Raw genomic sequence first — 24,560 nt, forward strand, 5'->3', positions numbered from 1 at the left:
GGGCGCATTTCGATTTACAGAAATGAGTCAGTAAAGTACTGGCCAATCCAACGCCTCCAGTCTCTTACGGAGGTTCCTCCCGTACTCGGGCTCGATCTGGATGGCATATGCCGCCAATCCCATAAGGTGATTGCGCATGCCTGCGACTGCTGAAAACCCCCGGCGCTCAGCGTGTACCAATGGCCCGACATCAGCGCGTTCCAGATAGTACATGTGCATCCGCATTTTCATTTTAAACGCGCGGGTGAGCCTCGGCTTATCCTGATCAACCTGTAGCCCTAGAACGATTTTTCGGCTTCGCGGGGAGGCGATTGTCGTCTTCGCAATGTTGGGCATGAAGCCAAAGCGGCGCAGGATGGCGTACGCCTCGTTGACGGTGTTACGAGCTTTCTGTCGATCAAACCTGGGGTCTGAGGTGGAGAAGGTCAGATCATCCGCATAGCGGGTGTAAGTAAGCCCGAGTCGATCGGCCAGGGTGGTCATCAGCGTGTCAGCTTCTCTCATTACCAAGTTGGCGAGCATCGGACTTGTTGCGGCACCTTGGGGGAGATGGCCAATGTCACGCGATGCATATCCGGGAATTTTGGACTTGGACAAAGAGATCTTTCTGCGCCATTTAATCGCACGGTGCAGGCGACTGAAATTACCAGTGCGTGTGCATAGACGTGACAGCTCGAATGCTACGAGAGGCTGATAGCCCTGGCTGCGGAAAACGCGGTAGCAGTCGACTTCTGATACCGATTCAAAAAATCGTTGAACATCTACCTTGATCAGCCACCGGCTGGCGCAATGTGGCGCTGTCGCATCTACGAGCTTAGAGCCTGGGGCGAAGGCTGTGCTGGCAGCATTGGGTCTTGCCTTTGAGAGCACGTGCTGGGCGATCCACCGCTGTGCAGTTGCCAGGCTTGGGGGAGGAACACAGATGACACGGAAAGTAGTTGGTTTTCCGGGCCTGGCCCGCTTTCTTACGCGGAAAATTTTGTAAGAGTCGATATCGCGCGTGACGTAATCGCGAAGGTGCTTGTAAGGCACCTGGGTCAAGTGAGCGAGGTGGTTGAGCGTCAGTATCGGCGGAAGCGATGAGTGGACAGCCACCGTCCTGCGAGAAGCGGCGATCGCAGCTTCCATTACAGAAGCAGGAACATTGGCTGCGCCTGGAGCGCGGCGGTAGTGTTGAGGCGTCCAATCCTTCATCTACTTTGACACCCGGAGGGTGAGTGCTCGCGCCGCAGTTGGAAGGCCACACCACCAAACTGTGGCGTGAGCGCTTAACCGCAAGCAGGAGCTAGGACATAGAGCAGCAGTAGTCTGCGCCCAGTGACGAGCTGAGTATCCAACTCATCATGGCAGCAACATTCTAGGAATGTACGCCGAAGCTAGAATCTAGATTGGATGCCTCAACGAGGACGGATAGTACGGTGCTGGGTCTAGGTTGCCAACAGACATCGACGCTTCGGCGCTATGCTCCTGTTTTCTGGCATGTGTGAGCTGGCCGTATCCTTGGTCGGTAAGCCTGCGTTGCGAATCAATCCACCCGTATTGAGTGACTTTCCGGAGTAGATTCGTCACCTCATAAGCTTTCAGGCCAGTTCGATGGGCAAGCATCCTGTCGTTGAAGCGCTGAGGTTGTAGCAGGGCGCTCAACACCAAGAAGATCTGTGCGGTGTGTAATTCGGAGCTCAGAACAGCTCTGGATTTGGCCAGAGTTTTATCGCCAAGGTTGTCGAGGCGTGCACTGATCTTCTCTGCTGTCAAATCGATCCCGAACACGTCTTTACTAATGCCTGCAGAAACCCTGGCTGGGAACAAGGGCGTCCAAGTTTTTTTCTTGTCACGAGATGCCTTGTGGAACATCAGAGGGACGTTGTTTGGTGCACCGTGTGCAAATACAAGCAAAGCTCCACCGCTGCCATATCCAAGACTAGGCCCGCTCCAGGCCCAGGGAGCGTGACCAGGCTCTCCATCAGTTGGGTCGTAGGTGGTGCAGAGCATTTTCATTCGCTCCGCTTCTTTGCGTGGAAAGCTGGTGTCGATCGTGGGACAGGGGAGGACAATGTGGATTGCTGGTTTAGAGGGATGCCTTGCAACCCTGCGCTCGCCAGATTCGGTCGCAGAGTACGCCATGACGGCAAATTTCATCAATTTGCCTGACCACCAACTGCGGACAGATCTCACAAGCCAGGCAGCTTCAAGATAGCGAGATGCTCGATCGCCACTGCCAATCAAATCCGTCACCACCCAAAACGCGCGTGCGCGTTTCTTGCGTATCTGGTCGGGGCCAGGGTGGTTGAGAAATTTATCAGGATATTCTTGGCAGAGCTGAGAAATCATCTGTGCAACGATGCCTTCGCTGCCTACCGAAGGGTCATATGCCTTGGTAGGTTTGACCGCATCTGGCCCTTTTACACCGATGGCTCGCTTAACCTTACGTTCGGCTTCCTTGAACAACCGGTGCGGCTTACCAAGGCGATGTCTAAGCTCGCGCTCGGCATATAGAGCGATTTTTCCCTTAATAGACTCGCTTTCCCGAAGCAGCATGAGCCGCATTTGATCTAAGAAGTCATCTCTTGAGATGAAGGCAAACGCTTCCAGCAGCTTTTGGGCACGCGCCCGATCACCCAGCTGGAATTGCTGTAGCCAAGCTTTGGCCCGGCCATCCGTGGCTATGGCGGTTGGCTTGATCATTACGTGCCCCCCGTGAAATCACCTGCCGCGATTGAACGGAACCACAATCCCAATTTCTTCTGTTGCTCTTTTCACTGAAGCCGTAGGGCTGCTTGCACTCTTCAGCTTGGCAAAGTGCACCACTTCAGCATTGCCACTGAGGTAACGCAGCGGCAAGCCAGTGAGCATTTCGATGTCAGTATTTGACAAGCCGATATAGGCAGAGACGCCATTAACCGGCAAGACGCCAGAAGATGCCAGCAGTTCGATAGTGCGCCTGAGCAAGCGCGTCTGCTCAGGTGCGCGCCCTTCATCACCGGGCTCTGCTTTCACACCCCAACGAGCTGAGCGACGCTTGAACAAAAGGCCTTTTGCATCGTCATCAATCACGCCCAAAGCCCAGAGTCGCATGACCATTGCCGCCACAGAGACACCCCAGCGCTGCTTAAGCAGAAGGAGGCTATCCAGGGTGACCGGGCTTCTGACTTCTGCAGCAAACGTCTCTGCAGGGAGTAAGAAGGCCCCTGCGAAACGGTGCGCTTGGTCTTCCATCACCTTGTGGCGAACGGGGTCAGTCGACCGCTCCATTCCTTTGTGCAGGATCAGGTGGCCTAGCTCGTGAGCTAGGTCAAAGCGGCTGCGAAAACCGTTTTGCTTGTCAGAAGAAAGCAGCACAAGCGGGCGGTTCAGCACATGACTCCATGCCGACAGTCCTTCAATGGTTGCGATGCCTGTTTCTTCACGCACGAGGATGACGCCGGCCCCTTCAACCGCCATGGCCAAGTCGGGAACTGCACGCCGCCCAAGCCCCCAGAGTTCGCGGCACTCATCAGCTGCTTCCTCGATGTCGGAACTGGTGATCTGCTCGGGATCTGTGAACTTGCGCTTGGGCAGGTTCACCTCTGGGAAGTCCACGAACTCACTCAAGGCTAGCGCGATGTCCTGCGCCCATTCGAGGCGCGCTTCGAGCATGGTTCGGGCGTTGGCATGCGCCGAAGCATTGCTCCGGAACAGGGGGAGAGAGCACTTCTCAGGAATAGGTCGGGTGAACCACTCTGGGGCCACGTTTATGACCTGAGAGAGATTGGCCAGGGCATCAGCTTCCGGAGACTGCTGGCCGCTTTTCCACTTGCTCACTGTGGCGGGGGATACTCCCACCATGCTTGCCAGTGCTACTTGAGAAAGGCCGCGAGCCGCGAGCGCTTGTACAAGCCGCCCCGGCTCAAACCCTGTTATTCCACGACTCATTCTGTATCTTTTCCAGTTTCGGTTTGGTCTGTTTCGAGCAGACCGGTTTTGAGTTTCGGTACTGCCAAGTCGACCTGCTGAGGTGCTTGGTCATAGCGAGACAGGAACTTCTTGACCGGTTGGCGGAAAAGCCAGCCCTTCATCTCCGCATCCGGCACCGCAATATGAATTTCCAGCGGTGCTTCAGGCTGGTTAGTCAGAGAACCGCTGAAACACGCTACGAAAAAGAACGTGCCAGTGTTGATAGGTTCCGGAGTGAACAGCGACGGCTGAACCAGTTGAGTCATGGCCAGATTCGCTTCCGCGAGCTGCCGACGAATGGCGCCGCGACGGATGTTATTCCACAGTGTGGACGACATGTTCACGCGACCGAATTTGAAGATGCCAGCTTGACCAACAACGACGCCATTGCCTTTGAGAGGGGTATGGACAGCATCAGCGGCGCGCAGAGCCTCTTCGAACGATTCGTTCATGTGGAACGCGCGCATCTGACCAAGCGCATTCTTCCGATGCTTCTCGTCCATGTCTTTTGTAGCCAGATAGGCACGTAGGGCACCCACGTCAACGGCATCCTCGACACCCATGATCAGGTTTCGCGGGACATTTTGGATCAGCAGTTCGGGAATGGAGGCTTGGTTTTTTTGGATCATAGATGCGTGCTCTGGTTTCTAGTGGCGGGATTATGCCCTAAAAAAGTTTCGTGTAAATGGGTTTTGGTCAGGTATGTTTCTTATGGGCGGTTTTAGGGCCCATATGTATTTGATTGCGGCTATGGTGATGGCGAACGTTTCTGAACTCATTGGCCTAGGGAATGAGCCAAACAATTCCTACGCATTCCACTCGCATGCGGTTGGATGCGTGTGAAATTGAGGTCAAAGAGGAAGGAGGGCGGCACGAGACTCATCCATGCCGTTTTCGGCAGCGGCGATGGTAGAGCCCATGTCGCCAACCTTGGGTTTTCCTTGCATCCTCGTTGCATAACGGATAGCTAGGTACAGTCCAGATGACGACGGTAGGTGCTCAAGCGCAGATCACACTTTATACATCTGAATGTTGTCCCACCTTTTCTCTCCCTGTTTCTCGGGGACGCGTTTTGCGGTCTTGGTATCGGTCACCAGGCATGCAGCGGAACGTGAAGGCCACTGGTCGAGTTGCGTGTTGACCAACTTCGCTGGACACAAGATCAGGAAATCGCCCAGGCTGAGCAGCGGGAAGCCTCGAACCACGGGGCGATCCTTGTCAACGGTCACTTCACCCCAGTCCGAATCGAAACGCTCAACCGAGTAGGTATCGGTGATGAGAAAGGATGTGGTTGTTGTCTCTCTAACCCCCATCAAATAGGCAGTTCGATAGACCATGGCCGGGAACGTCCGAGGGGCCATGCTCAGCATAACGATCGTCAGGATCATCAGCACCGCTGAGGTGTTTCTCACTTTCGCCAACAGGTTGTCCCCAAATGCGAAGAAGACAACTGCTGGCGCCAGTGCCAGGCATGAGACCAAGATGGCCAGCGCGGTGAGCTTGAGTGTGCTGCCAATGTCGTCGGGCGTAGGATAGGTCGATAACACCAATTGTACGGGGAAAACTGCTGACAGCACCGTTGAAAACACCACCAGGAACAGCGGGACTAATGCGCCGTAGCGGGCTTGCCAGGTCATTGCCCGTTCAGGCTGCGACATATAGCCCGCAACATGGATTGCAACACTGAAGTCTTCCCTGCGCATCAGGATGATGAAGACCACGGTCTCAGCTAAGGCCGACGCCAGAACGGTGAGCAACGGGTGGATCTCCAAAACGATGGTGAGCATCTGCACCGTAACTCCAACTAGTAGCGGTATCGCAAGCATCCTGGCCATTTTGATTTGGGCATAGGGTTGCTTGTTAAAAAGCGTGGCTCCCGATGCGAAAATCGTTGAGTTCATGGTGAGCACGAGCATGTAGGCGACGAGCAGGAGCCCAACTAAAAGCATCCAGGGTATGAGAGCCGTTTTGGTGTCCAGCGCAGAAGGGAAAAGTCCAGACAGACCGATCGCATTGAGGTACGTAGCCAAGATGGCAAAGCCGAAGAGTGTGCCGGCGCCGCTGAGCATTAAACCGACGATGACCCAGTGGTCGACAATGCGTTTTAAATTTTTCTTAATGGCTCCATTGGGAATGGAGAACTGTGACGTCGTCATGCAGAACAGGGGCCTTAGTAGCAGTGGATAACGCGGAACAACTTCATCCTACGTTACAGGATGGACAGGGAAAGTAGAGCGGTTGACTGTCCGAGCTCACGCCACGGGACGATTACAATGACGCCTGACTGTGGGCTCTGAAACCCCCAGCATCTTTCAATGCTTGAATGGCAACGGTGAACCGGCTGCCGTTCGCAGTTGATGAAGCGAGAGTCGCCTGCTACCAGAGCGCTCATCACGGCTGTTTTTTTTGGAACCGAAGACGTCTTGTACATCCTTGCAGGTCGAGGAGGGCGCAAGCATGCGAGCGCACCTGCAATCCTGGCGCTCGGCGATCATCTCGGTGCTAGCCTGCTCGGGGTCGGGGAGTCGGTTCAAGAGGGTAGGAAGCGTACCCGAATCACTCTTCGTCATCACGCGACAGCTCGGAAAAATCCGTAAGCGTATCGCAGCTCATGCAGTAGTACATGGAGGAGGCCTCTTGGTATTGCATCCCGCAAAAGCAGCCACAGAAAGGGCAGCAGTCCTGGAACTCGAGTTCACCCCAAGCCCATACGCCCAGATACTCTGGCACGCCATGTCGATCGTGGCCTGCGATCTCGAACGCATCCGCGTTTTTCGCGATAAACCCGTTATCACCTTCAGTCATGAGGATGGGGAGGATTTCTCCTGGCTCGATCTGAAACCATTCCCCCACCTGCCGCCGAGTTGCGAAATCAAGGTGGAGCTGCCGTTCAAGAGCCGCATCATTGTCTGAGTGAATCCATCCCATAATCTCCAATGGATAGGGGCTACCCGTTTGTAGCTGCCCACGCCGCCGCGATATGTCGCTAGTACGTCCAATTTTTATGTGTGTGCAGTTGTTGGACATGACTTGACCAATGAAATAGACCGGCACGGCATGCTCTCGAATGAGGTGGTGGAGTGACAGAGGTTCAGACCGCGATCATGCTCTCCCTGATAGCAGAAGCCAGGGTCTCCAAGGCGTCCGCCAACCGCGAGTCCTCTCGGTAGTCACCGGAGTTTGGCTCATAGGCATCGCAATGACGCAGCAATGCTTCGGCGTCATTTCGGTTCAATTCGAGTTCGATCAACATGCCGATTCTTCCTTCTCAGATTTCGAGTCGCTCGGAAAGTGATACGGGTATCCGGCCCAGAATGGAGGTAAAACAAGCCGCATAATAACGAACATCTCAAGGAATGAAATGTGAGCTTTCGCTGCTCAGCCGGCTAGGGAAATTGCCATGGACGATCGGTTCGACATGATTCATCACCTACTTCGCGCAGGTCAAAATAACCTGCGCGAAGCAGGGCAATTAACTGATCGGTTGGCCCAGTTTTTTGGTCAGCAGCGCATAAAATTTCACTCGCGAACGAGGGTTCGCCAGCTCTTCACAGCTTTCCGACAGTGCGTCGATTGCCGCCTGCTTGGTGATCTTCCCAGCGTTCACCAGCGGCAGCAGCTTCTTGTTATAGACATTCTGCAGTTCGTTGTAGTCCCCACACTGGGCGCACGACACCAGCGCAGCATCATGCTTGCCGCCTGGGTTTTCGTCGGTGTACGAGTATTTGGCGTTGATTTCGCTGATCGTGGTTGGCTTTGTCATGGTCATTACTTCCTTAAAACCGGGCAATCTTGGATGAATTCCTTATCGCCGCCGGTAATATTGAGGTGATGGCGTTCTGCCGTAAATCAAGTCCGTAGCTGGTGATATCTTTCATTTGGCCGATAACCGGAATTACGACGCGCTGAACAGCTATCCGCTCTAAGGCCCTATGTGGATACGATACCTCGCAGTGCCATGAAGCCCTGCGCACGGCCTACGTTGCGATCACCCGTGCAAACAAGTCGTGGATCGTAAGGAGGAGAAACGAGAGTGATGGGGACGGCAAGCCGCTATATCGATGAGTCCGCTGATTTCTGGGAGGTGGATCAGGAGGAGTTGTTTCGCGTGGCCAATGCGCCTGCCAAGAAGAAACCTGGCACCAAGCCATGGCGGGGGCCACGATTCTGATCGTGTTGTTCGCACCTCAGTGCCGATAGCGGGCGAAGCATCATAGCCATCGCCGGCTGCCATCCCAGTCAGGTAGCAGGTAGAAGCCGCGTCCATTTTGAAGTTGATTGCAAACTGTACTTGAGGTCAAAGCTTTGAGAGGAGTCCACCTGCCGAATGGCGGAGTTGGTCACACCTCTTTGCCCTTGCGGTTCAGCATCGAGCCAGATCCCAAGCATGTGCACGCTTCAAGTTCAGGTGAATCGGGCCGACAAAGCTATAGATAGGTTCACCTGCTGGTGACGCTGGTCACACATGTGCTCACGCAGGCGGAAACGGAACATCAACGCAGTGTCGCAGTCGAAAAGACGCATGCGATATACGCTTCGATTTCGATATTTGTTTAACGCACCGTTCGTAAGGTTTGCTGCAAAATAGCTTTCGGGGCGCACGTTTCGGCTATAGAATGCCCGACCTTCGTTTTTGACGCTTGCGCGCGCTTTTGCGCCAATGCGTATGCATTTGGCTACGGTTCGACGGTTGTGCGCTTGTGTTTGCGCATGCTAATTTGAATCAACGTGCATTTTCAGCGAGAGAATCCATGAGCTTACAGGCACTGATTGACCTTTCACGCGTGCGCGATCTTAACCGCGACAGTAACGACCGGCTTGAGCAAGCTCGCCAGCGTCAGCGTGAATACGACCACAAAATTGAGAAGCAGGTTGCCAATAAGGCAGTCGGCCACGCGCTGCTTGCGAAGACCTGCAGCCTTTAACTTACTTTTTTTGTAAGGAAAAGCAGCCTGATGGCTGCTTTTTTTATGCCAATGAATCCTTTCCTGATTTCCAGCTTTGAGAAGCAAACCCTGAGCAATCTGGTGACGCAATGCTTCGGCTCAGATTTCCCTGACATCCTTCAAAAGCCCCAGGTCGACTACATCTTCAACTACCTGAAGGACATGGGCGCCGTCTCTGTGCTGCTTGAGCGCAACTACGTCGACAAGGATTATCTGGAAGACTTCTCTCACTACTATGTGAAGCGATTCGGGAACGCTGGGCACCAGTGCGCGCGGATGCATTTCTTCACCAGACCGGTGGATCACAAGCTTATCGACACCATCCTTGAGGCTGGGGAAGGTTCAGAAGAGCTGGCCCTTGAACTCAATGCGAGCTACCTGGGTTTCATGGTGATCAAGCCACTGCCCAAGACGTTCATTGGCAAGACCTGCTTGAAGGTCATGTCGGATGTAGATGCGCCGCCAGTTGCCGCTTCGACGGTCGAAGCGGATGCGGACAACGCGGCGGTTGAGAGCGCAGCGGTTGAGTCTGAGCCAGAGGTTCAGGAACCCGCTGTCGAGATTGGCCAGACCGGCCAGGTCGGAAAACGTAAATGCCGGTTGTCCCGTGAGTACAAGGTGGATCTGTTTGGCATCAAACTAAGCGTTTGGTCTATCGCTTTCCAGGAACAGGACAAGGTGGTATCGGCCTGTGCGTCGACGGCGATCTGGTCATCGCTGCACTCGCTGAAATGGCGGGACGTCAAAGCTATCCATTCCTGCAGCGAGATCACACTCAATGCGATCAACCACATCGACGGCTCTTCCAACAGCTTCCCCAACAAGGAATTGACCAACAAGCAGATCTTGCGCTGTCTTGATGTCGAAGGCCTTCGCCATCACTCCGAGGATCTGAAAAAGCAAAAGCTGTCTGAAGAAGACTTCCTTGCCACCGTAACTGGGCACATCGACAGCCATCTGCCTTTGCTCGTGATGGGCTCCGTTTCCAAGGTCACCGAGGAGGGGACGCTGGAAGACTACGATGCCGGTCATGCGGTATGCATCCTGGGCTACAAAGTGGATAGCGACAGCGTTGTTTACGTGCACGATGACCGATTAGGGCCGTATGCGCGGGCGAAGCTGGTGAAGCTCAACCGGTATGATCCCGATGCGAGTGCCGATAACTGGGCGCTCGGGCTGCAGCGGATGATCGAAGGCACCGATCAATGGATGGATCCTCACGAGCTGATCGTTCCAGAATTTCTTGCGATGCCTACTGACACCAAGGCCAGGCTGCCATTTTTCTACGCCCATTACACCGGCCAGAAAATCTCTACAGCGCTCGCAGACTTGGCCAGTTTTTTGTCCAACGCCGCTACTGAGCCAGAGGCTCAAGCGGAGGATCAAGCGCAGGCTCAGGCGGAGACTCACGTTGGGTCTCAGGCGCAGACTCAGGGGGTCGAGGAGCTCACCTACTCGGTGAAATTGCGTTCGATCTCCGAAATTCGGCAGGAAATAAGAAAGCGCGCTGCCCCAGCCGAGTATGTCGATCCTTCCACGGGTGAGTCTGTTGTGGTTGGCGCGGATGCTCTGGATGTCTGGACGCGAGCCAAAATCAAGTTCCTGACTTCCAGCTTCGCCCGGCTACACTGGGAAGTGCAGTTCTTCTACGGCAAGGTAAAAGCGTTTCGCGTCTTCATCGACGCTAGCGATATCCCGCAGGGTAATGCCGTTTCGGCCATCTACGTCGATAACATTGTCCTGAGCACACCGCTCTTGGAGATATTCGCAGTACACGGCTCATACATTGCCGAGCGCGCAGCGCCTGTTCATTTTTATCAGTCATTCCTCGCGACGCTGCGCGATCGTGAGGAAACGCTAGAGGATTACCTCGACACCACCTACGGCCCACTTCGAGCGCCGATAAAGCTGAAGGAACAAGAGTTTTTGGACGGTCAGATTTCCACCAACCCAACTCGGCAGGTGTTGCGTGATCCCCAGCGCAAGCGACTTGAAGCGCTTCACGAACGGTTCGGTGAGGAAGGGTTGATCTATCTGATCTGGGCAATCGGCCACGATGGGGCGCTGCTGATAGGTGAGGAGATCTACCTACCGGTCGAAGGTGTAGAAAAACCGTGCGGCCATCCGTGCATCACCAAGTTCAGGCCGGCACGAATTGCAGGTGAGCTCTGGAAGGTGGAGGGCGGCTGGGTGATTAACCCTATGTCCGGGCGCTACAGCGGGGATTACGAAAACGCGACCACGCTCATGGATAACTGTCTGGAAAAGTTCAGGCTGTTCTTCCCTAAAGACACTTTCGACATGGAGGAACTGCCTCCCAAATCGCGGCACCTCTCTACGGTTGCCTGGAATGCCGGGGTCAGGGTCAATCGTTAGCACTAACGATCGCAGGGAGTGCGCATTGTCGAATCAAGACGGCCATGTACCAGCCGCGATAGCGTACAGAGGTAAGGCTCTAGAATGGGGGCTGAGCTGGGCGCTGAGATGCAGCGGGTCAATCGGGACGGTCAAACGATCCATGTTCGACCTTCCTCCTGCGCAGCTACACGATCGTCCGCTCACCACGTGTAGGCCGGCGTCGTCTGCCTTACGAATCGACCATCGTTAGGGGCTGAGGTCGGCCAGGGATAAGCTGGTCAAGCCAGGGATGACCTAGCTCAGGTCTGGCTTTGCTTCATCGTCCTCACCCCTTGCCGGACAGATATCACGCTGGTGCGGCCCTGTGGTGATCGACGACTGGGCGCTTTTTAGCGTGAGAAGCCTCAATTGTCTGTCTATAATCCGCGCATGTTGAATCCAACCGAAATCCGCCCAATCCTCAAGCAGTGGGTCGCGAAAGCGATGTCCTATGAAGAGAGTGACGTCTTCATAGAGGAGCTGTGCTTCATCGATAAGGCTAGGCGCGCCGATCTCGTTCACGCGAATGGAAAGCTAAGCGCTTTCGAAATCAAGTCACATGCTGACACCCTGGCACGCTGGGAGGGCCAGCAGCAGGCCTACATGACTTGCTTTGATGAAGTCTGGCTATGCTGCCATTCAAAGCACTTGGTGAAGGCTCTTGAGTCATGTCTTCCGCATGTTGGCGTACTCGTCGTCGATGACTATTCCGGCATGGCGATGATTCGAAAGGCGAAGCCCAACAAGCTCCAGGATAAATTCCACCTCACGGGATTTTTGTGGCGTAGTGAGTTGGATTCACTCGCCAACCAGCATGGGGTGCCAACGAAAAGTCGCGACCTCATAAAAGAAGTGCGCCGCCAACTCAGCGACGCCCTTCCCATGGATGTGATTAGGTCACATGTATTGGTCAGCCTGAAACAACGTTATCGTTAGAGTAAGTCATCGGCATCGAGGTCATGGAAGCCGTCAGTATCTACGATGGACTGGATCATGGCGCAGATATGTTGATTGATCCTGTATCCATTCCATGTTCCGTTATTCCCGTAGCCGGATGATGTGGCGACAATTCTGCTGTACTCACGAGTGGCCCAGCAAAAGTCGTCGCCGTGGTAACCCGGCAAGCCTCTAATCTCTTGGGCGATTTCAATGTATCGAACAAATTCCTTATCCGAGCCTTTGCGTCGCTGCCACCATTCCGTTGGCGTGTAATAGCAAGCGAAAGGAAGCACAGGCATGCCTCGTATGTATTCCATTGAGGCGGTTGGGTTGGTGGCCGCATAATCCCCGTAGACAATATCTGACTCTATGCCAGTGGTGTCGACCCTTGCTTGCCATGCAACGTCATAGCAGGCGGAGGAACGGGAGGTATTTGAGGCCGGCTTATCGATAGGAAAGGAGGTGCTCATCAGAACCAGATTCCGTATCTGATAGCTGTTGAGTTGACGCAGGGATACATTGAAATCCGACCCTGAGGCAGTATTGGCCGGAGATGTGGCACCGAAGTCCTAAATCACCGTCGCGGTGTCCGGGCTTTCAAGAGCATCCAGGATCGATAGCAATCTATTCCACGAAGTCGCGGTGGGGGGTTCCGGACAGGTAACCCTGATGGCTATATGGGGGAAGTCGCCCTGGAGAGCGAGTGCACTTTGGATGACTGCTCGTTGGGGATCGTCATCAACCCAGGAAACCACCGGTATAACGTTCTCGTTGATGCCTGCCACATCTGAGAAGAAGCGACGTTTGTTCTCAAACGCGGCATGAGGATTGTGCAGGTCATTCGAAGTGATAAAGGCTTCAGCAACGTCCTTGGTCACTCTCGAAACGTCCAAGAAGAAAGGATGTTCCGTCCAGTTCGTCAGGAACGTTTGTAGGTGTCTGTCCTCGTCACCTCGCATGTCCAGCAATGGCACCACTACATCCCGCCTGACGTCTTCCAGGTTTATCAAAGCCTTAACGTCGTTCTGACCAACTCGTAAACAAGCCACGTATTGCATCTTGCGCTCCTTGCATGCTGTGAAGAACGGTTTCGCCGTAATGCTGATTGCATAGCGAGTAAAGTGCCCCGGCGATCAGTGAGCGTCGACATGCGGGTTGCTCACTGCCACTGGCCGACGTCATGCTTCCAGCGAGATGGCAGATGGAGATTGGTAAGATAGCACTTGGCTACTTAATAGTGGCACCTAGCGCCACTCCGCAGACCTCGCTTGGGTTGTGGACAGGGCGATTGCAGGATGCCCAACCTTCCCGTCTCCTTTCTTTGGCTTACCCCCTAGTCTCACATCCATAGGGCAAGCTTACCCTTCGATTTGCCGGTCAGCGTTGAGTGGTGCTTGCGGAATCAGATGTACGCCTCGTATAGCTCTGAGCTCCAGTCCTGCGGCTCGAAGGGCCAATTCAGTGGTTCTGTAAACGTCCCGCGTCTCGCTTCTTTCCTGGCAGTCTGCTCGATCGGCCTGATCTTCGCGGGTGGTCGTCAGCCGATTGAGTGTGCAAACGACTCCTTAGCTTCAAGCATCAATCTGCTGATTGCTTCGCTGCCGATCCAGTAGCAGATGCGGCGGAAAGGTTGAAATAGGTGCGTCAATGCTATATATCCAGCTCCGATGAGGGCACTTGGGTCACCCCGGCTGACGCTAGGTCATATCGTGTTTCCTCCCCACCGATTACAACTATGGGAAGCACACGATGTTTGAGATAGGAAGCCTGCCAGATTGGGACAATATTGCTGGTATTACGAGCGGCGTGCTCGCGCTAGGCGGAGCTCTGCTGGGAGTGATGAAATTCGTCAAGAGGGCTGGGGCCAAAGCCGGTGCTGAGGCGACGGCAGCACGTGAAGAGGCTGCGTCTCACTCGACTTCTGGTAATCAAAGCCCGGTAGTGACGAATAACACGGGCAACGTCAACGTCAGCTACAACACCACCTACCATAATCACGCGCCAGTAGAGTCGACGCCGCCTAAGTCTGAGCCAGAGTGTGACATTCCAGGGCGTTGGAATCGCCAGCGGGTGATTGAGCTGTGCATGCAGCATCTAAACGCGTCGGATTGGAATGGCTACGATCCTGACCTGGAATTGCCGCTGGAGCACAACGTCATTGATCAGTATTCCTTGCCTTACAGCAACCGTGGGGAAGGGATGGTTGTTTTGTTTTACACGAAGACGGAAGGGCATGATTACCACGCATGTGCCCCGCACGTGAGCATTTTCGAATTCGAGAAAGTTGCAAAAGGGTGGAACCTGATTACAGAAGACATCGCCGTCTTCCGGGGAGGCGCTTGCGGGGAGCCGCCTCAGGCTAGCGTTCAGCTCATCTCGGGTGAACGGTACGCCGTGATTTTCCGAGATGGGGATATGCACCAAGGTTGGTGTGTTGAAGCATCAACTATTCTTGCGAAGCTGGGCGACACCTTCACTCGCCTACTCTTCATGATAACGGCACAAAGCGATTCGGACGGTAACGGGTGGTCGAGCGAGCTCACCTTCAAAGACAATGGCGAGGCGTTGCGCGATCTTGAAGTCCGGCGCAAGCCCGATGAGGGCTCCACGAACTTTGTATTCCTTGATGGGCGGGAAGAGCTGAAGCACATGGTGGCCGACTACCACGATAACATCCGCCCGTACGACCTTTTCAAGTTTAACGGCATCTCCTACACATACTCCCCGGCCATCAATTAAAGGCCACACTCTTCTCCGGAAGGCGAGCGAGAGTGCCGGGCTTGTCTGCGATATCCTGAACAAAACGGGCTGTCGCCGCCCAGGCTGCATCGAAACTCTCCAGCGCACAATAGCGCACCCCCAAACCACGTGATCGCTTCTCGATATCTACGCAAAGGCCTAGTGTTGGTTTTTCGACGGTACGATGGCAACCATTGCGGCGCAACGACCGGCCAGCCTGGCCCCGGTTTGTTCCTGCACCAGATACCGCGTGTTCTGAAGTCCTCAGCTGTTGCTGAGTTGTGACGGGCTTATTGTAGCCTAACGCTATCTGCAAAGCGGGGTGACTCTGCCCGCGCTTGGCTTTGGCAGCTATAGCGGATTGCATAACCCTTGCGTTTTTTCCCGCCTTGGAACTCTTTGTTGGTGATCTGCGCGGGAACAGGCGAAGATTGGAGTTCATAAAAAAGGAGGTGCTAGGTGTCGCTCACAAACAAGGATGTAATCACGGCCTTCATTGAAGACTTCAAGTCGATGCATCGTGACGATCTGCAGCCCGATGTGGTTTGTGATTTTGACGGTGATCCAGCTCCACTGGCCCAGGTCGTAAAAATCGGCGACAAGCCAACCTTGCAGTTCTCCTATCGCTTCGCCGAAAGCACCGTGAACGATCACTGCGATTTGTTTTACTGCCTGATCATCGCTGGCCATGAGCTCGCTCATTGGGCGAATGCCCATACCAAGCATCGTGATAAGGACGATCTCGACAGCAAAGCCATCGAGATGTGGGCAGATTTCTTCGGCACCCGACTGGTGTTTACCGCTGTAGCGAGATGCGCAAACATCGCGGGCATCATCCAGCGTTTCTGGACGCCTGTCATGGATATTGAAGGTTCGGATGGCCTATTGCCGTCGTACGGAAGGGCTCTGCGTCAGGTTTATGATCGCGTCTTCGTGCCTGCCGGTGAATCGCTGGGATACCCATCGCCTGCTGAGCGTGTCCATATTTGTACCAGTGGAGTCGGTTCGTTTTTTCATCGAAATTTTGGAGTTTTGAACGAGGGAAGGAATCGCTTGGTAATGCAAAGAGTGCTCCTGGAACCGTTCAAAGATGTACTTAGCCAGTTCTCGGAAAGCGTCGATACCCAAGCATATGAAGACCTCGCGTCTCGCAATATAGAGATTCATCTTGGTCTTAAGCAGGGGCAGCCGCTGATTACTCCAGGTATTCGGCCAGAACTCAGCCACTTGGTCGGTACGCATTATCTGGAGCATAGTGAAAGCTTGGCACGCCGGGATGAGATGCGTGACCAGGTTCGTTCGTGGGGCGTTGATATTTAAACTTGGAAACGGTGGCTGTTGCAGCTGATGGGCTCTCATGCCTGAGCAAGCTCCCTCGAACGCCCACGCTGCCAATCCTACAGCTGATCCCATGTTTTGAAACCAATACGGTTGTTGTACAAGGCCAGTCTCGATACGTTTTCCTTGAGCTCTCTCTGGCCGTCGTCATAGGGTGGGAGAACAAATGTCCAATGAGTAGGGCGGTCAACAAACGTTTGGAGCAGGCTCGAAAAATAGGCGTCATCCACTTCTGACATTGAGTGCCCGAGCACAATCACCTTTTCGATATCACCAAGACTCTCGAAAAAGCCCGCATTTTCCCGAATGATTTTTTTGCTGGGCTTGAAGGTACTGCTGAAATAATCGTCTAGTGTCGAATATGCTTCTAGAAGTCGGTGGTCGGCTGATTCAGGATCAACGCCGTCGTGGAGTGATGGGCGATTTTCATCATCCCATGCGTGCCCCAAGACAATGTCCGAATCTGGATCTGATGCCTCACCATGGATGTGCAGAATGTTCTCTGGGGGCACGTTGTAGAGGTGGGTCAGGGTGCTGGTGTAATTGAAAGTAAGAAATTTTGCATCGATCTCAAGGTTTACAAGCATACCCAAAACCTCAGTTCTGTTTGGCGTCGGGATAGATCTGACCCAATCCGCGAACTGATGCCGCAACGTATGCGAGAGCCCCGTGGCTATCCGATCCACCTCCAGCTGGAAGTCATGGTGGCCGGAGTCGCTCCAGTCGTCAGACGAATACGAACCCAGAAAGCATTCCATGTCCGAGACGACGTTATCGGTGTCCAGGTCAGCAAGGGCCTTTTCTAGATTCGCCCAATTCCCTTCGGCTGGCACGTAGCTCTCCACCCAGTCGTACGTTTCATCATCAGCCTTCGCCAGATACTTTTTGAAATCTGAATAGCCGGTGGGCATGCCGTGGTGCAGGTCGAATCCATTGCCGATTATGTAGAGAGTCTTGGAATTCATGGAGGCCTCCTTGGCTTGTGGGCAGCATGCAGCGGGTTCAATTGAGAATCTTGAGGAATGGCTGCTTGTTGATGATCGCAGCCTGGGACTTTGTCTTCAAAAAGTCCACGAGATCACCTTGGCGCTGCAGGAGCATTACAATTTCCTCCAGCGAGCACAGGAGCATCGTTCTTTGATTCAGAAACTCGGCACATTGCGTTATGGCGGGCTGGGTAAATCCGCTACTGGAGATGAAGATTCCCGAAGCATCTGCACGGCCCATCACTCTCACCATGTGCGGTGCCAAGTCCTGCACACCCACAGGGTATTTCAGCCATTTCATTTCTACTACATGGATCCTGCCACCGAAACCGATCACTCCGTCGATCTGCTCCAGCACCGTGGAACCCTCCAGCGGCGTTCGAACAAAGTTTTCTCTGATCTGAATGCCATAAGCTCTAAACAGGTCATTGAGGACGCTTTCGAGGAGCTTCCCACGTTCCTTCGGTGTGTCGTCCATGGCGAACAACCCGAAGAGTCGGGATTTGATGTCATCGATTTCTTTGCGCCTTTTGGTGGCCTGGAGTTGCTCATCGCGATGGCGAGCTTGAACCTGTTCCCGCTCCGCATCTCGCTCATTTTTCATGCGGGTGAAGGCATCCTTCGCATTGACGGCTTCGCGAACGCTTGCTACCAACCCTTTGGCTTTAAGCCTCTCATTCTCCCAGCAGGTCTCGAAACTCTCGAACTGGGTAACCCGCTTGATGATTTCACGCCGGGCCTTGAGGCCACTGTCCTGGCGCCTGTTCAAACGGGTCAGGACGTCACGTGCAATGTCAAATTTGTTGATGGATTGAGAGGTTTTGGCGAGCGTGGAGCGGGCGTCACGCAGGTCAGCTTCATCTACGCCTGCACCTTCAAAAAACAGAATGACGTCTTTCTTGGATTTCACGAGGCGTGGGATAGTCTCAACCAAGAGATCGAAGATGTCGTGCGGGTAGTGGAAGTGGTCAGCCATGACAGATCTCGCATTCCTGATCCAACTGTGGGCTCCGCTGGGAGCCGCCTTCGGAGCATCATGATTCCTTCCAATTACAACGTAAATACCCCCTCTCAGGGTAAGCGACTGGGGAACTCATCTGCCAAAATTTGAGAGTACAAAGCCACCAGACGCACCCTGACCTGGCAGCAATGTGCCGAATTTGCATATTGCCTTTGTCGTCTGGGATTTATGCTTTGACCAAGTCTGCGGCGAATCCACCTTTACTAAAACTAAAGCGGCTCATTAACTCCAGCGACCCTCAACATCGGGCGAATCAGAAGCATCCGGATCAGTTGGTCGCCTGAAGAACCGTAGAGCAGGTCTTTGATCTTGAATGCATCTAGCCTTCCATTTATGTACTCATGATGCATATCCACCGCGACCTTGAGCATTATATTCTGAAGGATTTGGGAGGCTACTGGAGCTAACCCGTCATGTTGCGAGTCATCACCTTCGACAAACCTTCCGAGCATTTCAGGCATCGGAGGGAGCGTTTCGAACAGTCGGCTGTAGTGCGTAACGTTCCGGTGAATCAGGTTGAATACAGTTTGTCTGCGGGGTTCTAGGATCTTGAGGAAGTCCCTAATGCTTTGAAGGGGCAAGGCTTCAGCTGCCCTATGAATTTCTTCCAGGATTTGTACGACGGCTTTGTCGGCATGCACGAAGTAAATTTTCTCCTGTAGTTGTTCCAGCGCCTTTGCGGCGGATCCTGAGTGGATCATGGCGTGAAGTGAAACCCCTTTATCCAGAAGCAGTGGGCTTAAATCTGGCTCGGTTACTACAGTGGTAGAGTTGGCTGCTTTGTCCTTGGTCGGGTCGATAAACGTTCTAATATAGCTGTCTGTTTTTTCTTGTTGGTTTGGGGTTTGGTTTTCGTTTAGCGATACGGGCGTGACGGTTCCCAAATCGATCCCAAAGCTCAGGCAAGAGAAGAATGATATATAAGCGTAAGCCCGATAGGTGGTCTGACAAAACCCGACGGCAATTACATGGCCGAACTCGTAGGGGTTATCTCCAACTACTGACGAAGGCTCTCTCCCATCCCACCAGACCCTTTCAGGCCAGAGTTCTGGATTAGCCACCAAGTCGAGTTTCAACATATCCTTGAATGCATCAAGTCCAGCCTGGCGAGCTTGTGCTGGGAAGAAGTGGGCAAAGCTGGTGAGCGCGAGGTATCCCACTGACTGAAGAAAATCGACTCCTCCAAAGTCCAGATGTATCTTAGGTCTTTCTGATTGAATATGTTGCTGGACAGCACCAGAGCCCTCAATTTTAAATGTCCACTCAGCGCTTTGATTCTGGGCGATCCAGCGCTGAAGAGTCTCGCGATCCGTGGCCATCATCGGATACTTTCCATCTTCTCCCACTAGCTTGGGATCGAATGGGGGAGGCATGTCTAGTTCAATATCTGCTCCTAGCAGTTTGTACTTGGCCCCATCGCTTTCGAACATGAAGGGCTTCGGGCCGTCTTCGCGATCCGGGCGTACTTCTAAGGCCGCGTTCATCATCGCGAGTTGCCGTTGTAGCCGGGTTACCAACTTCCCTAAAAGCCTGTTGTGAACATCGCAGTAGATACGGCGATTCGTTATGCGACCTCCCAGGGCTGCTGGGAATATATGTTCTGCCGAGTCGGCCAACTCGCCACAGATGATGCAGGTTTTCGGTTTGCTCATTGTCGCCCCACAGCGATGCAGTATTTGCTCAATATCTCTGTGTCAGCCGAAACGCGCAAGGCGGGGCGTCCATCGCGAGCTCATTTGGGCTTCCATGGTGATCGTTTGCAACGATCGCTGGCGTGACGATGGGCGTCGTTTGAGGTGTTGGGATTGTTGATTCTGAAGCGCGAAATTGAGCAAGGTCGGAGGATTTAGCGTCGGAAGTGGTCGCAGGATGACGGAGCGGAGAGTCAACAATATGGATTTCGGAGCTAGCGGAGTGTTGACCTGGTGGGGCAGTGGGGAGAAGGTACAGAGGCCCTACGCTGTGCGGTTCTGGAAAGAAAAAAGCTTGAAGAAAAACAGATCAACGTATTGACAGTATAAGTTTAGGCTGATCTTGATTTCGATCATGCGCACTTGCGGGTTCTGTGCCTGTACGGCGAAGCGCTCCGGGTCGAAACGGCCGTCGCTGGTGCGGCAGCCGAAGTAGCCGCTGCCCAGTTCCCAGGTCAGGTCGCCGCCGTGCTCGCGGTGATACGGGCTGATGCTGCCTTCACCGGTGTCGTGGGCGAAGTTGCCAAGCTTGGCACCCTGATTCAAGGCGCGGATGGCATTGGCGCTGAGTGAGCCGAAGCTCATCGCCGAGATATTGAAGATCGACGCCGAGTACGGCTGCGTGCACTGCGGCCCGCCGACAGTGACACGGAAACCGTTCGGGTCGCTCAACGGCGCCGGGCGCATCGAGTGGCCGATGAATTCGAAGCCGGACTGGTAGACGTCGATCAGCGTGCCAAACGGTTTGTCGGCGGTTTCGTTTTTCGCGCGCGAGTACACCAGCGAACGCTGGGCGCGGGAGAAGGGCAGGGCATCACTGTCGGATTCGAGCAGGTACTGGCGAATCTCCGGGCGGATACCTTCGACCAGATAACGGATATTGCCCAGAATCGGATAATTGCGGCGCACTGCATGGCGCGTCTGCATCAGGTCAAACACGCCGAGCAGGCTCAGCACCGCGGTGACGGCGCTGATTGGCCACAGCCAGTCATGTTCGAGGAAGGGCAGGCTGGCGAGGGTGAAAATCACACAGACGGCAAAGAAGGCGTAGCGGCTCAGCAGCGACAGGCTCATACGGTTTCCTTGGTTCGGACTCAATTTTGTGCAACGGCACACATCCCTGTGGGAGCGAGCCGGCTCGCGAAAGCGACCTGTCAGTAGAAAAATTATTTTCTGACCCGACGCATTCGCGAGCAGGCTCGCTCCCACAAAAAGCGTGAATCACACTGTTTCAGGCGTTCTGCGCCTGTAGAAAAATCGAAAACAGCTCGGACTGGGATTTGATCCCCAGCTTGCTGTACATGTGTTTCTTATGGACTTTCACGGTTTCCACGGAGATTTCCAGCTTACGGGCGATTTCTTTGCTCGAACAACCGCTGAGCATCAAGCGCCCCACATCCAGTTCCCGGGCGGTCAGTTGTGCGCCTTTGAGCTGTTGCACCGACGCTTCCAGTTGCACCCGCCAGTCTGCCTGCGCAGGTGCGACGGCGAGGGCCACGGTTTCGTTGATTTCGTACGGCAGACGTTGGCGCAACAGGCCCAGCACCCATGGTTGAATCAAAGACAGCAAAGCGATCTGTTCGCCAGTGAAACGTTTTTCACTGCCCAGCGACAGGCACAGCGTGCGCTCGCCTTCGAGCTGGCAATTGAACTGGATTTCGTCGGCCACCACATTCAGACGAAAGTATCGCTGGTAATACTCGGTCAGCTCGAAATGCTCCGGCGCGACTTCAGAGAGGCGATACAGCCCGGTGCGCGACTGCTCGCGGCAGGCGATGTAGAACGGATCGAGCAGATACAGCCCGCGCAGATAATCCTGGAACAGCGGGTCCGGGCTGCCATCTTCGCCGGGGCATTCGGCGAACACTTGCGGGTGCTGATCGGCGCTGAACAGCAGCACCACCCAGCTATCGAACGCTACGTACTGCTCGAGCAAACGCAGCAGTTGCGCCCAGAAATTCGGCTTGTCGAGCGCGTCGATCAGTTGCCCGACGGCGCGGTGCCAAGTGATGTCATTCAACGAAAGTGTCATCGATCTACCCCTATCGGGTTACCCCGGCCGCGTGATTCCCTGGCCGGTTGCTTGCTGCGCATACTGGCCCACAGACAGGCACCGGGCAATCCTTCAAGGCCCGGCGCAGAGAACAAGGGATACCCATGAAAGTAGAACTCGCCCAATTGGCGGGCCGTGACAACGACACGGCTTACAACCTGGAACGCGCACTGGCGGCGATTGCTGCCTGCGCGGCCGACACGCAGATGATCGTGTTCCCGGAAACCCACCTGATGGGCTTCCCCAACGCCAAAACCGTGACCCAGGTCGCCGAACCGCTAGACGGCCCGACCGTCAGCACGGTGCTCGCTGCAGCGCGTGAGAAGAACATCGCCGTGGTGATCGGCATGGCCGAGAACGACAACGGCCGCTTCTACAACACGACGCTGCTGATTACCCCCGAAGGCATCGCTCTGAAGTACCGCAAGACCCATCTGTGGGCTTCGGATCGCGGCGTGTTCGAAGCCGGCGACCGCTACGCCACCTGCGTATGGAACGGCGTACGCGTCGGCCTATTGATCTGCTACGACATCGAGTTCCCGGAAACCGCCCGAGCCCTGGCGCAACTGGGCGTGGAGTTGCTCATCGTCACCAACGGCAATATGGACCCGTACGGCCCGACCCACCGCACCGCGATCATGGCTCGTGCCCAGGAAAACCAGGCGTTTGCGCTGATGGTCAATCGCGTTGACGCGGGGGATGACGGTCTGGTGTTTGCCGGTGGCAGTGCGTTGGTCGATCCGCTGGGTGCGCTGCTGTTCGAGGCTGGGCGCGAAGAAGAGCAGTTCAGGGTCGAGCTGGATTTCGCGCAACTGGAAATCGCGCGCAAGGATTATCGCTATCTGGATGATCAGCGTTTGAAGTTGCCGGGGGAGGTGGTGGAGCAGCAGGCTTGTGGATTGCGAGAGCTGCTGATTCCTGTGCGGTGATCCGAATGCTGTGCCGCTCGGGCTGACGCTTTCGCGAGCAGGCTCGCTCCCACAGGGGATTTGCTACGAGCAAAAAATCTGTGTTCACCACCGACACTGTGGGAGCGGGCTTGCCCGCGAAGAGGCCCGCTCAAACAACAAAAAACTACTAAGCCACACCCGAAATTTTCGCCGAACCCGGCTCTGCCATAAATCCAATAACATTCGGAGTAAGACGCCCATGGCTCGTTTGCAACGCACCCTTTCGCTAGGGTCGGTGGTGCTGTTCGGCATCGCCTACATGACGCCGATCATTGTCCTCGGCACTTTCGGCATCCTCGCCCAGTCCACCGCCGGCATGGTGCCTGCGGCCTACCTGGCGGCGCTGGTGGCAATGTTCTTCACCGCGATGAGTTACGGACGCATGGCCGCCGCTTTCCCGGTGGCGGGCTCGGCCTACAGCTACGTGCGCAAGGCAATCAGCCCGAAACTCGGTTTCATTGCCGGCTGGGCGGTGTTGCTCGATTACCTGTTTCTGCCAATGGCGATCTGGTTGATCGGCGCGGCTTATCTGGCCTCGGCGTTCCCGTCGATCCCGCAGTGGATCTGGGTGCTGGCGTTCATCGGCATCACCAGTGCGATCAACATCGTCGGGCTGAAACTGGCTAACGGTATCAACGCCTTGCTGATGCTGGTGCAGTTCCTCGTGTTGATCGCCTTCGTTGCGCTATGCGTGCACTACATCGGCGGCGATGCGAGTACGCCGCTGTGGTCGATCAAACCGTTCTTCAACGGCGACATGCAGATGCCGCTGATCATGAGCGGCGCCGCGATCGCCTGCTATTCCTTCCTCGGCTTTGACGCGGTCAGTACCCTGACCGAAGAGACCCGCGACCCGCGCCGCACCATTCCCCGGGCGATCATGCTGATCACTTTGATCGGCGGCCTGATCTTCGTCGGCGTCTCGCACTTTGTGCAGATCGCCCATCCGTCGTTCCAGTTCGACAGCGTCGATTCGGCTGCCTATGAAATCGCGCGCAACATTGGCGGCGATCTGTTCGTGTCGATCTTTCTCATCGGCCTGATCGTCGGTCAGTTCGCCTCGGGGCTGTCGGCCCAGGCCAGCGGTTCGCGCCTGCTGTTTGCCATGGGCCGCGACGGGGTTTTGCCGAAGTCGTTTTTCGGCACCTTGCACGTGCGCTTCGGCACGCCGGTCAACAGCATTCTCCTGTGCGCGGCGGTGGCCTTGCTGGCGCTGAAACTCGACGTCACCACCTCGACCTCGTTCATCAACTTCGGCGCGTTCCTGGCATTCAGCCTGGTTAACCTGTCGGTGATCTTTCACTACTGGATCGGCGGCGAGAAAAAAGGCCCGCGCGAGTTGCTGCTGTTTTTGCTCTGTCCGTTGATCGGTCTGATCGCCGACCTGTGGCTGATGGTCAGTCTTGATCATCTGGCGGTGTGGTTGGGACTGAGCTGGTTGGCGATTGGCGTGGTTTACCTTGCCGTGTTGACGGGCGGTTTCCGCCGTCAGCCGCCGGAACTGGATTTTCAGGAAGCGACCTGAGCCTCGCGGCTTGGCTTCCCTCTGACGGGCATGGGATCCTTG

General features: G+C 54.9%; 19 protein-coding genes and 3 pseudogenes. 7 read left to right on the forward strand and 15 right to left on the reverse strand.

Annotated features, from left to right (window positions below):
* Positions 1 to 27: 27 nt before the first annotated feature.
* The 9 genes and pseudogenes from ACMYUN_RS20475 to ACMYUN_RS20515 all read right to left on the reverse strand — a co-directional run bounded on the left by ACMYUN_RS20475 (position 28) and on the right by ACMYUN_RS20515 (position 7,696).
* Positions 28 to 1,194: a reverse transcriptase family protein gene (locus ACMYUN_RS20475; RefSeq protein ID WP_415761603.1), complete on the reverse strand. Its 1,167-nt coding sequence runs from the start codon at positions 1,192 to 1,194 to the stop codon at positions 28 to 30.
* Between the two features lie 189 nt (positions 1,195 to 1,383).
* On the reverse strand, positions 1,384 to 2,685 hold the full coding sequence (locus tag ACMYUN_RS20480; protein WP_415761604.1) for a hypothetical protein: 1,302 nt from the start codon (positions 2,683 to 2,685) through the stop codon (positions 1,384 to 1,386).
* A gap of 18 nt (positions 2,686 to 2,703) precedes the next feature.
* Positions 2,704 to 3,636: an ImmA/IrrE family metallo-endopeptidase gene (locus ACMYUN_RS20485; RefSeq protein ID WP_415763986.1), complete on the reverse strand. Its 933-nt coding sequence runs from the start codon at positions 3,634 to 3,636 to the stop codon at positions 2,704 to 2,706.
* A 135-nt stretch (positions 3,637 to 3,771) separates the two neighbouring features.
* Positions 3,772 to 3,912: pseudogene (locus ACMYUN_RS20490) on the reverse strand (helix-turn-helix transcriptional regulator); the annotation flags it as partial.
* Entirely contained in the window at positions 3,909 to 4,562 is a 654-nt protein-coding gene (locus ACMYUN_RS20495; protein WP_415761605.1) for a hypothetical protein, read from the reverse strand. The gene ACMYUN_RS20495 and the pseudogene ACMYUN_RS20490, both read right to left, overlap by 4 nt.
* A gap of 381 nt (positions 4,563 to 4,943) precedes the next feature.
* Positions 4,944 to 6,089 (reverse strand): hypothetical protein, encoded by a 1,146-nt coding sequence (locus ACMYUN_RS20500; protein WP_415761606.1) that lies wholly within the window; start codon positions 6,087 to 6,089, stop codon positions 4,944 to 4,946.
* 400 nt (positions 6,090 to 6,489) lie between these two features.
* Entirely contained in the window at positions 6,490 to 6,960 is a 471-nt protein-coding gene (locus ACMYUN_RS20505) for a GIY-YIG nuclease family protein (RefSeq protein ID WP_415763987.1), read from the reverse strand.
* Positions 6,961 to 7,024: 64 nt separating this feature from the next.
* Complete coding sequence (locus ACMYUN_RS20510) at positions 7,025 to 7,186, reverse strand: hypothetical protein (protein WP_415761607.1); 162 nt, start codon at positions 7,184 to 7,186, stop codon at positions 7,025 to 7,027.
* A gap of 219 nt (positions 7,187 to 7,405) precedes the next feature.
* Complete coding sequence (locus tag ACMYUN_RS20515) at positions 7,406 to 7,696, reverse strand: DUF2853 family protein (RefSeq protein ID WP_415761608.1); 291 nt, start codon at positions 7,694 to 7,696, stop codon at positions 7,406 to 7,408.
* A gap of 988 nt (positions 7,697 to 8,684) precedes the next feature.
* Here ACMYUN_RS20515 and ACMYUN_RS20520 point away from each other — a divergent pair.
* From ACMYUN_RS20520 to ACMYUN_RS20530, 3 genes are all read left to right on the forward strand, one after another.
* Entirely contained in the window at positions 8,685 to 8,858 is a 174-nt protein-coding gene (locus ACMYUN_RS20520) for a hypothetical protein (protein WP_173149720.1), read from the forward strand.
* Between the two features lie 30 nt (positions 8,859 to 8,888).
* Positions 8,889 to 11,255 carry a hypothetical protein gene (locus ACMYUN_RS20525; protein ID WP_415761609.1) on the forward strand — a complete coding sequence of 789 codons (2,367 nt, stop codon included), beginning with the start codon at positions 8,889 to 8,891 and terminating at the stop codon, positions 11,253 to 11,255.
* Between the two features lie 390 nt (positions 11,256 to 11,645).
* Positions 11,646 to 12,212, forward strand: coding sequence for a sce7726 family protein (locus ACMYUN_RS20530; RefSeq protein WP_415761610.1), 567 nt, complete (start codon positions 11,646 to 11,648; stop codon positions 12,210 to 12,212).
* Here ACMYUN_RS20530 and ACMYUN_RS20535 read toward each other — a convergent pair.
* Positions 12,209 to 13,273: pseudogene (locus tag ACMYUN_RS20535) on the reverse strand (beta family protein). The gene ACMYUN_RS20530 and the pseudogene ACMYUN_RS20535 sit on opposite strands and share 4 nt — an antisense overlap.
* 691 nt (positions 13,274 to 13,964) lie before the next feature.
* Here ACMYUN_RS20535 and ACMYUN_RS20540 point away from each other — a divergent pair.
* Positions 13,965 to 14,954, forward strand: coding sequence for a hypothetical protein (locus ACMYUN_RS20540; protein ID WP_415761611.1), 990 nt, complete (start codon positions 13,965 to 13,967; stop codon positions 14,952 to 14,954).
* 459 nt (positions 14,955 to 15,413) lie between these two features.
* Complete coding sequence (locus ACMYUN_RS20545) at positions 15,414 to 16,274, forward strand: hypothetical protein (protein WP_415761612.1); 861 nt, start codon at positions 15,414 to 15,416, stop codon at positions 16,272 to 16,274.
* 77 nt (positions 16,275 to 16,351) lie between these two features.
* On the opposite strand, the gene ACMYUN_RS20550 is transcribed toward ACMYUN_RS20545, so the two are convergent.
* The 5 genes and pseudogenes from ACMYUN_RS20550 to ACMYUN_RS20570 all read right to left on the reverse strand — a co-directional run bounded on the left by ACMYUN_RS20550 (position 16,352) and on the right by ACMYUN_RS20570 (position 22,022).
* A complete protein-coding gene (locus ACMYUN_RS20550; RefSeq protein WP_415761613.1) occupies positions 16,352 to 17,257 on the reverse strand; it encodes a bacteriophage abortive infection AbiH family protein in 906 nt (301 codons plus the stop codon).
* 37 nt (positions 17,258 to 17,294) lie between these two features.
* Entirely contained in the window at positions 17,295 to 18,254 is a 960-nt protein-coding gene (locus tag ACMYUN_RS20555) for a restriction endonuclease (RefSeq protein ID WP_415761614.1), read from the reverse strand.
* Between the two features lie 254 nt (positions 18,255 to 18,508).
* A complete protein-coding gene (locus tag ACMYUN_RS20560) occupies positions 18,509 to 19,951 on the reverse strand; it encodes a hypothetical protein (RefSeq protein ID WP_415761615.1) in 1,443 nt (480 codons plus the stop codon).
* Between the two features lie 375 nt (positions 19,952 to 20,326).
* Positions 20,327 to 21,064: pseudogene (locus ACMYUN_RS20565) on the reverse strand (glutamate synthase-related protein); the annotation flags it as partial.
* Positions 21,065 to 21,221: 157 nt separating this feature from the next.
* Positions 21,222 to 22,022, reverse strand: coding sequence for a helix-turn-helix transcriptional regulator (locus ACMYUN_RS20570; RefSeq protein ID WP_039758417.1), 801 nt, complete (start codon positions 22,020 to 22,022; stop codon positions 21,222 to 21,224).
* Between the two features lie 125 nt (positions 22,023 to 22,147).
* On the opposite strand from ACMYUN_RS20570, the gene ACMYUN_RS20575 reads away from it, so the two are divergent.
* Together ACMYUN_RS20575 and ACMYUN_RS20580 are read left to right on the forward strand one after the other, a co-directional pair.
* Positions 22,148 to 22,972, forward strand: a complete 825-nt coding sequence (locus ACMYUN_RS20575; protein ID WP_415761616.1) for a carbon-nitrogen hydrolase family protein — start codon at positions 22,148 to 22,150, stop codon at positions 22,970 to 22,972.
* A gap of 220 nt (positions 22,973 to 23,192) precedes the next feature.
* Positions 23,193 to 24,518 (forward strand): APC family permease, encoded by a 1,326-nt coding sequence (locus ACMYUN_RS20580; RefSeq protein ID WP_415761617.1) that lies wholly within the window; start codon positions 23,193 to 23,195, stop codon positions 24,516 to 24,518.
* Positions 24,519 to 24,560 lie beyond the last annotated feature (42 nt).

The sequence above is a fragment of the Pseudomonas sp. CP4 genome (assembly GCF_047758505.1).
GTDB classification, from domain to species: Bacteria; Pseudomonadota; Gammaproteobacteria; order Pseudomonadales; family Pseudomonadaceae; genus Aquipseudomonas; species Aquipseudomonas fluorescens_AO.

Bases quoted from the DNA above. Each gene is read 5' to 3' on its own strand.
- ACMYUN_RS20475 (WP_415761603.1), bottom strand. From the start codon at position 1,194: ATGAAGGATTGGACGCCTCAACACTACCGCCGCGCTCCAGGCGCAGCC.
- ACMYUN_RS20480 (WP_415761604.1), bottom strand. From the start codon at position 2,685: ATGATCAAGCCAACCGCCATAGCCACGGATGGCCGGGCCAAAGCTTGG.
- ACMYUN_RS20485 (WP_415763986.1), bottom strand. From the start codon at position 3,636: ATGCTCGAAGCGCGCCTCGAATGGGCGCAGGACATCGCGCTAGCCTTG.
- ACMYUN_RS20495 (WP_415761605.1), bottom strand. From the start codon at position 4,562: ATGATCCAAAAAAACCAAGCCTCCATTCCCGAACTGCTGATCCAAAAT.
- ACMYUN_RS20500 (WP_415761606.1), bottom strand. From the start codon at position 6,089: ATGACGACGTCACAGTTCTCCATTCCCAATGGAGCCATTAAGAAAAAT.
- ACMYUN_RS20505 (WP_415763987.1), bottom strand. From the start codon at position 6,960: ATGTCCAACAACTGCACACACATAAAAATTGGACGTACTAGCGACATA.
- ACMYUN_RS20510 (WP_415761607.1), bottom strand. From the start codon at position 7,186: ATGTTGATCGAACTCGAATTGAACCGAAATGACGCCGAAGCATTGCTG.
- ACMYUN_RS20515 (WP_415761608.1), bottom strand. From the start codon at position 7,696: ATGACAAAGCCAACCACGATCAGCGAAATCAACGCCAAATACTCGTAC.
- ACMYUN_RS20520 (WP_173149720.1), top strand. From the start codon at position 8,685: ATGAGCTTACAGGCACTGATTGACCTTTCACGCGTGCGCGATCTTAAC.
- ACMYUN_RS20525 (WP_415761609.1), top strand. From the start codon at position 8,889: ATGGCTGCTTTTTTTATGCCAATGAATCCTTTCCTGATTTCCAGCTTT.
- ACMYUN_RS20540 (WP_415761611.1), top strand. From the start codon at position 13,965: ATGTTTGAGATAGGAAGCCTGCCAGATTGGGACAATATTGCTGGTATT.
- ACMYUN_RS20550 (WP_415761613.1), bottom strand. From the start codon at position 17,257: ATGAATTCCAAGACTCTCTACATAATCGGCAATGGATTCGACCTGCAC.
- ACMYUN_RS20555 (WP_415761614.1), bottom strand. From the start codon at position 18,254: ATGGCTGACCACTTCCACTACCCGCACGACATCTTCGATCTCTTGGTT.
- ACMYUN_RS20560 (WP_415761615.1), bottom strand. From the start codon at position 19,951: ATGAGCAAACCGAAAACCTGCATCATCTGTGGCGAGTTGGCCGACTCG.
- ACMYUN_RS20570 (WP_039758417.1), bottom strand. From the start codon at position 22,022: ATGACACTTTCGTTGAATGACATCACTTGGCACCGCGCCGTCGGGCAA.
- ACMYUN_RS20575 (WP_415761616.1), top strand. From the start codon at position 22,148: ATGAAAGTAGAACTCGCCCAATTGGCGGGCCGTGACAACGACACGGCT.
- ACMYUN_RS20580 (WP_415761617.1), top strand. From the start codon at position 23,193: ATGGCTCGTTTGCAACGCACCCTTTCGCTAGGGTCGGTGGTGCTGTTC.